Here is a 7,006-nt window from a genome sequence, read left to right on the forward strand (position 1 = left end):
CACCTTGTCGGGGATGATTCTTCGACCCAAACCGTCTCCTTTCCTTCATGCTCAGCCGCTCGCCTCCCAGCTGCTCGCGCCCGTGGGCCCCGTTCCGGCCTGGCTACGCCGGGCGATCCCTGATGCGCAAAGCCTTGCCGCAAAAGGCTTCGAGGACATTGCGATCGTCGCCGGGGCAGCCATTGGAGCGCTCGATGCGCTTGCGCGCCGGGAAGAACGATGGGCCGGCGCCTGGCGGCAGCGCCTCGCACTCGGCGCGGCCGCGGCGACGGCGCGCCAGGCGGGTCGCACCGAGGACGAGGCCGCGCTGCGCGACGCCGTGCTGCTCACACGACCGGGCGACAATGCCGGGCCAGCCGGCAGGATGTTTTTGGCCTGGCGCAGCCTGGCGGCCCGGCCGGCTGAGGGGCTGCTGACGAAGGCGAGCATCGCCAGGGTTCTGGAGGATCTCGGCCACGCCCGAGACGACGAGGCTGCGAGCGATCTGGCCGATGACCTGCGGCCGCTCGCCGCCGGTGAAGGACCGGTCGGGATGCTGACCGGGGCATTTGCGCTCGCCGAGCGCCGGGGGCTCGCGCGTGGCGTCGGATTCTGGCTCGCGGACGCACTGCTCGCACAGCGGCTGGGGTGGCACCATGCGGTGCCGCTGCTCGGCGGCGAAGCGGCCTTGGGCACAAGCGCCCGCCCGCGTCGATCGGCAGCCAGCTCCGTGGCCACAAGCATTGAGACAGATCCAGAGCGTGCGAAAGGTCTGCTCGCCGCGCAGGCGCGCGCCGCGGTGCGCGCGATCGATCTTTTTACGGAACTCGAGCGCCGTGCGGAAAAACTGCTTGCGGTCGCGCCGAAACTCCGGGCCAAGGCGGCGGACGCTGTTGTCAACAAGCTCTTGTCCGACGATGCGATCGTTGCCTCGGAAAAGATCGCAGGCATGAGTGACCGTGGGCTGCGCCGGCTGTTTGACCGGCTGGTCGAACTCGGCGCCGTTCGTGAGTTGTCGGGCCGCACCACTTTCCGCATTTACGGGCTTTAGGAAATGGCTGAAGCACCGCGCAAGAGGCGAGGCCGCTCAGATGACCATCGATCAGGCGAGGGCCGGTCAAATGACCATTTGTTTGATCGGGAATTGGATCATCTGCCGCCGGAGGTTCGCTGGCGCGAATGGATGAACCGCGTCGAGGCGACCATCTTCGCCGCCAGCGAGCCGGTCGACCGCGAGACGCTCGCCCGCGTCGTCGGCAAAAGCTGCAGCATCGACCTGTTGATCGACGACATCCGCGAGGAACTGCGCGGTCGACCTTACGACCTGGTCTCGGTGGCCGGCGGCTGGAAGCACCTGACCCGGCCGGCTTATGCCGACGCCATCCGCGCCGCGGTTGGTGGAGGCGATAAGGCGGTCGACTTGACGCAGTCCGAAGTGCTGGTGCTGATGTGCATCGCCTACTTCCAGCCGATCACCCGCGCCGAGCTGTCCAGCTTCTTCGGCAAGGAGATCAGCCGCGACCTGGTCGGCAATCTTCGCTCCTTCGGGTTGATCGCATCCGGCCCGCGCGCGCCGCAGCCAGGCGCACCTTATACCTACGTCACGACCAAAGAGTTCCTGCTGGAATTCGGGCTCGACACGCTGCGCGACCTGCCCGACTTCGAGGCGCTCGAGGACGCGGGCCTGCTCTCGAAGGAGAAGCTGCTCGCGGGGGGCATTATGCCCGACTTTTCCGACCTCCAGAGGGAAACCGTCGAGATCGAGGATTAGCCGCGCCCTGTGATCCTTCGGCCTCTGGACTCTACCGAATATGTCGATTAGTCTCGACAGATGGAATCAGAACAAGCCATCCTCGCCTTCGCGGCACTCGCCCAGCCCACACGCCTCGACGTGTTCCGGCTGCTGATCGAACACGAGCCCGACGGACTGCCGGCCGGGGACATCGCTCGCCATATGGCCGTGCCGCACAATACCATGTCGACACACCTGGCGATCCTGTCCCGTGCCGGGCTGATCGAAGCCGAGCGGCAGAGCCGGTCGATCATTTACCGGGCGAAGCTCGACGCCGTACGGGAGCTTGCAGGCTATCTCGTCAAGGATTGCTGCGGCGGACGGCCGGAGATCTGTACGCCGCTGATCGCCGATCTCTCACCTTGCTGCACCCCGCGAAATGGAGCCACCAAGGAGCCCGCTCATGGCTGACCGCATCTACAATGTTCTCTTCCTCTGCACCGGCAATTCGGCGCGCTCGATCCTGGCCGAGAGCATTCTGACCAAGGACGGCGGCGGCCGCTTCCGCGCCTTCTCCGCCGGCAGCCAACCAAAGGGAGCTGTCAATCCGTTCGCGTTGAAGGTGCTCGCCAGCTTCGACTACCCGGCCGAGGGATTCCGCTCGAAGAACTGGGAGGAGTTCGCGAGCGCCGATGCACCTGTGATGGATTTCGTGTTCACTGTCTGCGACAACGCCGCCGGCGAAACCTGCCCGGTGTGGCCGGGCCAGCCGATGACCGCCCATTGGGGCGTCGAAGATCCGGCAGCGGTCGAAGGGCCTGATATCCGGAAGGAAGCCGCCTTCGTCGCTGCTTTCCGGTTTCTCAAGAACCGGATTTCCGTTTTCACGGCTCTGCCTGTGGCCAGCCTCGACAAGTCGTCGCTCCGCGCCAGGCTCGTGGAGATCGGGCAGTCGGAAGGCGCATCCTCGCCGCGAAACAGTGCGGCGTGAGGTCGGTCATGGATGTAATCATCTATCACAATCCCGACTGCGGCACCTCGCGCAACACACTGGCGCTGATCCGCAATGCCGGCGTTGAGCCGCACGTTATCGAATATCTGAAGACGCCGCCGTCGCGGACAATGCTGATTCAGCTCATCGGGCGCATGGGCATCTCGGCGCGCGAGCTGTTGCGCGAGAAGGGCACGCCCTTCACAGACCTTGGCCTTGGCGATCAGAGCCTGCCCGACGATCAGCTGCTCGACGCGATGCTGGCGCATCCGGTCCTGATCAACCGACCGATCGTCGTCAGTCCCAAGGGCGTGAAGCTCTGCCGGCCATCCGAAGAGGTGCTCGACCTGCTGCCGCCGCAGCGGGGTGAGTTCATCAAGGAAGATGGCGAGCGCGTCATCGACGAGCACGGCCGCCGCGTCGCGACGACGTGAGGAAGAACAATGTCGACATTTGAACGCTATCTGACGCTCTGGGTCGCCTTGTGCATTGTTGCCGGAATCGCGCTCGGGCACGTCATGCCGGGCGCATTCCAGGCGATCGGCGCCGCCGAGATCGCCAAGGTTAACCTGCCGGTTGCCGCACTGATCTGGCTGATGGTCATCCCGATGCTGCTCAAGATCGACTTCGCAGCGCTCGGCGAGGTCGGCCGGCACTGGCGCGGCATCGGCGTCACCCTGTTCATCAGCTGGGCGATCAAGCCGTTCTCGATGGCACTGCTCGGCTGGCTCTTCATTGGCTGGCTGTTCCGGTCGCATCTGCCGGCCGACCAGATCGACAGCTATATCGCCGGTCTGATCATTCTCGCCGCCGCGCCTTGTACCGCCATGGTGTTCGTCTGGTCCAACCTGACCAAGGGCGAGCCGCATTTCACGCTGAGCCAGGTGGCGCTCAACGACGCCATCATGGTCGTGGCGTTCGCGCCGATCGTCGGCCTGCTGCTCGGGCTCTCCGCGATCACCGTGCCTTGGGACACGCTGGTCCTGTCGGTCGTGCTTTACATCGTCATTCCGGTGATCATCGCGCAGCTCATACGCCGCCGGCTGCTAGCGACCGGAGGACAGGCGGCGCTCGACCGGCTGCTTTCCAGGCTCGGCCCGGTCTCGCTCGCGGCATTGCTGACGACTTTGGTGCTGCTGTTCGGCTTCCAGGGCGAGCAGATTATCGCGCAGCCCTTCATCATCGGCCTCCTTGCTGTGCCGATCCTGATCCAGGTCTATTTCAATGCTGGCCTCGCCTACGTCCTCAACCGCATGGCCGGGGAGCAGCATTGCGTCGCCGGGCCATCGGCGCTGATCGGCGCCTCCAACTTCTTCGAGCTGGCGGTCGCCGCCGCGATGAGCCTGTTCGGCTTCCACTCAGGCGCCGCGCTCGCGACCGTCGTCGGCGTGCTGATCGAAGTCCCGGTGATGCTCATCGTTGTCTGGATCGTGAATCGATCGAAGGGCTGGTACGAGCGCGGCGACAAGGTCGTGGCGATTGCCGAGGCCCACCGTTGATGCCGGATGATCTGTCCAACGTCGCCGCCGACTGCCTTGACGTGCCAACCATCGACCGGCTGCACGCGATGCCCTCGACGTATCTACCGCGTATCCTGTTGCTCTATGGATCGTTGCGCGAACGCTCCTACAGCCGGTTCCTGACGCTGGAGGCCGAACGTCTGCTCAAACGCTTCGGCGCGGAAACCCGCATCTTCGATCCGCACGGCCTGCCGCTACCGGACGGCGCCGCGATCGACCATCCGAAGGTGCAGGAACTGCGTGACCTATCCTTGTGGTCCGAGGGCCAGGTCTGGACCAGCCCGGAGCGGCACGGCGCGATGAGTGCGGTGATGAAGGCACAAATCGACTGGATACCGCTCTCGGTCGGTGCGGTGCGTCCGACGCAGGGGCGGACGCTAGCCGTCATGCAGGTTTCCGGCGGGTCTCAGAGCTTCAATGCCGTCAATCAGCTTCGGGTGCTCGGCCGCTGGATGCGCATGGTGACAATCCCCAACCAGTCGTCCGTCCCGAAGGCCTATCAGGAGTTCGACGAGGTGGGGCGGATGAAGCCGTCCTCCTACTACGATCGCGTGGTCGACGTGATGGAGGAACTGGTCAAGTTCACGCTATTGACCCGCGACGTCTCCCACTATCTCACCGACCGCTACAGCGAGCGCAAGGAAGCAGCCGAGAAGCTGTCCAAGCGCGTGAAGCTCTCAGCAATCTGACGCAACGGCTATTTCGACAATCGTCGAAATAGCCGTTGACCATCGGACCGGTTGGCGATAGCTTATTTCCATGAACATCGAACAAGCAGCAAAACAGCTCGAAGCGCTTGGCAACCCGACGCGGCTTCAGGTCTATCGGACGCTCGTGCGGGCCGGCGATAGCGGACTCCCGGTCGGCAGCCTGCAGGAGAAGCTCGGGATCGCGGCCTCGACGCTCTCGCATCACCTGCACCGATTGATCCTGACCGGCCTGGTGACGCAGGAGCGTCAGGCGACCACGCTGATCTGCCGCGCCAACTATCCGGCCATGGACAACCTTGTCGGTTTCCTCGTGGACGAATGCTGTGTCGATGCGCCCTGTACCGTAAGCGAGGGAGAGGCTGCCGCCTGATCTCTTTTTTGCCTTTTATTTCGATAATCCCGGAAGGATAGAATATGATACAGCAAGCTGTGGAATCTCTCCCAGTAGCCGTGATTGGCGGCGGACCCGTTGGCCTGGCCGCTGCAGCGCATCTCATTGCGCGAGGTATCCCTGTCAAAGTCTATGAAGCTGGGGATGCCGTTGGCGCCAATATGCGCGACTGGGGCCATGTCCGGGTTTTCACGCCCTGGCGATACTGTGTCGACCCCGCAGCAACGAAATTGCTCGAACGCCAGAATTGTCGCCTGCCGGAACCCGATGTCTTCCCGACCGGCGGCGAGATCGTCACCAAGTACCTCGAACCGCTGGCCGCGACGGCGCGGCGGGAACGCCCGCACGAATGTCGAGAAGGTGGCGCTCCGCCGAAGAATCGCGGAAATCGCCGGCCAGCCGAAGCCTTAAAAGGCCGAGTTGCGCTGCTGTGGGACAAGTTCGCCAAGGTCGAAGGACGCAATCCCACTGTGGCAGGCGGGGCATCGATCCCGCAAGCCGACGCGATGCCTCTCGCATGTGCCTCCGATCTCTCGGATGAGCCGACATAGGATGGTGGAGCCGCGCCGACCTCCTCGCATCGAGCGCGTATCTCGGCGACGACAGGAGCGTGGCGGTGCCTCCAGCACCAGCCACTGCTCTCGCAGTGTCCCCGCGATGATTGCCTCGACGGCCTCTTGAAGACGCTTCTTCCTGGTCCGATCCCCATCGGGCAAGAGCGACGTCACCGTCCGATCGATGCGATAGCGCGCCAGCAGATTGTAGACCTGGCGGGTCGAAAGGCGCAGCTCGGCCGCCGCGCGCTCGATTGCCGCCCGGCGCGGTTCCGGACCGTCGGAATTCTGTCAAGCTCGCGAGCGACACGGCGCGTCGCCAACCAGGCTTCGTCGGAGCGCGATGAGGCAGGAGCAGCTTTTCGGTTGTGCAATCGGTTCGGCAAATTCAATGGTCAGTGAAATCGTTAGCGAAAAATCGGGCCTGTCGTAGCGCCCAAACCTAAACAGCACATGACTCTTCCGCGATTGAAATCGGGAAGTGAAAGCGACAAACATGATTTTCAGCATGCCGCTTCAACACCCGATCGTCCCGCGCGATCGGCCCGGGCCAGGCCGGGTGGAAAGTCCGACCGTGCCCTTGGCGCCCACCCGTGAAACCGATCCACCGTTTTGTCGCGGCCCCGTGAGGGTACCGGTGCCGGAAGCAGCAGAGCCGATCGTCTGGTCATGCCGAGACATCCTGGCGCCATTCGGCTGGGCGACGGGCGCCATCGTGCGGGTCGCACCCGACCTGTTTGAACCCGAGGTTCGAACGAAGATCCGCGACGAGGTCTTCGCCACCATGGCACTGTGCCCGCAGCATCGATTTGAGCTGCGGACCGCGTACCCACGCGCCTATCACGACTATGTGCGCGTCATCGCCGAGGACCGTGGAGAATATCTGGCGTGGCGGGCCGCGGTTGGCATTATTCTGCGCAAGCTTGGGCGCGCGCATGAGGCAACGGGGTCAGGCGCGCAATGGCCGCTCGAAAACGTGATGCTTATCGACTGACGGAGCCAGTGCGCGATGAACATACCTGACGGTGAAATCCCACGAACGATCCCATGGGGCGAGATCGCCGGCCCGCTGGTCGCGGCGGAAGACGCTGTGACGCGTCTCGACGAGCGTCTCGCCCGCTCGCCGGTG

General features: G+C 64.2%; 9 protein-coding genes and 1 pseudogene. All 10 read left to right on the forward strand.

Annotation, left to right across the window (positions count from 1 at the left end; all coding sequences use genetic code 11):
• Nucleotides 1-13 precede the first annotated feature (13 nt).
• Nucleotides 14-1,030 carry a DUF1403 family protein gene (locus NKJ23_RS19855; RefSeq protein ID WP_352681766.1) on the forward strand — a complete coding sequence of 339 codons (1,017 nt, stop codon included), beginning with the start codon at nt 14-16 and terminating at the stop codon, nt 1,028-1,030.
• A gap of 3 nt (nt 1,031-1,033) precedes the next feature.
• Nucleotides 1,034-1,750, forward strand: a complete 717-nt coding sequence (scpB, locus tag NKJ23_RS19860) for an SMC-Scp complex subunit ScpB (protein WP_352496406.1) — start codon at nt 1,034-1,036, stop codon at nt 1,748-1,750.
• Nucleotides 1,751-1,810: 60 nt separating this feature from the next.
• The gene (locus NKJ23_RS19865) at nt 1,811-2,182 is read left to right on the forward strand and encodes an ArsR/SmtB family transcription factor (RefSeq protein ID WP_352496405.1); all 372 of its coding nucleotides are present in this window, start codon (nt 1,811-1,813) and stop codon (nt 2,180-2,182) included.
• Nucleotides 2,175-2,702, forward strand: coding sequence for an arsenate reductase ArsC (locus NKJ23_RS19870; protein ID WP_352496404.1), 528 nt, complete (start codon nt 2,175-2,177; stop codon nt 2,700-2,702). Before NKJ23_RS19865 ends, NKJ23_RS19870 begins: the two co-directional genes overlap by 8 nt.
• Before the next feature lie 8 nt (nt 2,703-2,710).
• The gene (arsC, locus tag NKJ23_RS19875) at nt 2,711-3,136 is read left to right on the forward strand and encodes an arsenate reductase (glutaredoxin) (protein ID WP_352496403.1); all 426 of its coding nucleotides are present in this window, start codon (nt 2,711-2,713) and stop codon (nt 3,134-3,136) included.
• Between the two features lie 9 nt (nt 3,137-3,145).
• Complete coding sequence (gene arsB / locus NKJ23_RS19880) at nt 3,146-4,201, forward strand: ACR3 family arsenite efflux transporter (RefSeq protein WP_352496402.1); 1,056 nt, start codon at nt 3,146-3,148, stop codon at nt 4,199-4,201.
• Nucleotides 4,201-4,911 (forward strand): arsenical resistance protein ArsH, encoded by a 711-nt coding sequence (arsH, locus tag NKJ23_RS19885; protein ID WP_352496401.1) that lies wholly within the window; start codon nt 4,201-4,203, stop codon nt 4,909-4,911. Before arsB ends, arsH begins: the two co-directional genes overlap by 1 nt.
• Nucleotides 4,912-4,981: 70 nt before the next feature.
• Nucleotides 4,982-5,302 carry an ArsR/SmtB family transcription factor gene (locus tag NKJ23_RS19890; RefSeq protein WP_352496400.1) on the forward strand — a complete coding sequence of 107 codons (321 nt, stop codon included), beginning with the start codon at nt 4,982-4,984 and terminating at the stop codon, nt 5,300-5,302.
• 44 nt (nt 5,303-5,346) lie between these two features.
• Nucleotides 5,347-5,643 (forward strand): annotated as a pseudogene (locus tag NKJ23_RS19895) (FAD-dependent oxidoreductase); the annotation flags it as partial.
• Nucleotides 5,644-6,373: 730 nt separating this feature from the next.
• Entirely contained in the window at nt 6,374-6,871 is a 498-nt protein-coding gene (locus tag NKJ23_RS19905; protein ID WP_352681755.1) for a hypothetical protein, read from the forward strand.
• Nucleotides 6,872-7,006 lie beyond the last annotated feature (135 nt).

It is taken from the genome of Mesorhizobium sp. M0184, from assembly GCF_040322215.1.
In the GTDB taxonomy this organism is placed as follows: Bacteria; Pseudomonadota; Alphaproteobacteria; order Rhizobiales; family Rhizobiaceae; genus Mesorhizobium.

Excerpts from the sequence above, each read along its gene's own strand:
- NKJ23_RS19855 (WP_352681766.1), top strand. The coding sequence starts at position 14 with ATGATTCTTCGACCCAAACCGTCTCCTTTCCTTCATGCTCAGCCGCTC.
- scpB (WP_352496406.1), top strand. The coding sequence starts at position 1,034 with ATGGCTGAAGCACCGCGCAAGAGGCGAGGCCGCTCAGATGACCATCGA.
- NKJ23_RS19865 (WP_352496405.1), top strand. The coding sequence starts at position 1,811 with ATGGAATCAGAACAAGCCATCCTCGCCTTCGCGGCACTCGCCCAGCCC.
- NKJ23_RS19870 (WP_352496404.1), top strand. The coding sequence starts at position 2,175 with ATGGCTGACCGCATCTACAATGTTCTCTTCCTCTGCACCGGCAATTCG.
- arsC (WP_352496403.1), top strand. The coding sequence starts at position 2,711 with ATGGATGTAATCATCTATCACAATCCCGACTGCGGCACCTCGCGCAAC.
- arsB (WP_352496402.1), top strand. The coding sequence starts at position 3,146 with ATGTCGACATTTGAACGCTATCTGACGCTCTGGGTCGCCTTGTGCATT.
- arsH (WP_352496401.1), top strand. The coding sequence starts at position 4,201 with ATGCCGGATGATCTGTCCAACGTCGCCGCCGACTGCCTTGACGTGCCA.
- NKJ23_RS19890 (WP_352496400.1), top strand. The coding sequence starts at position 4,982 with ATGAACATCGAACAAGCAGCAAAACAGCTCGAAGCGCTTGGCAACCCG.
- NKJ23_RS19905 (WP_352681755.1), top strand. The coding sequence starts at position 6,374 with ATGATTTTCAGCATGCCGCTTCAACACCCGATCGTCCCGCGCGATCGG.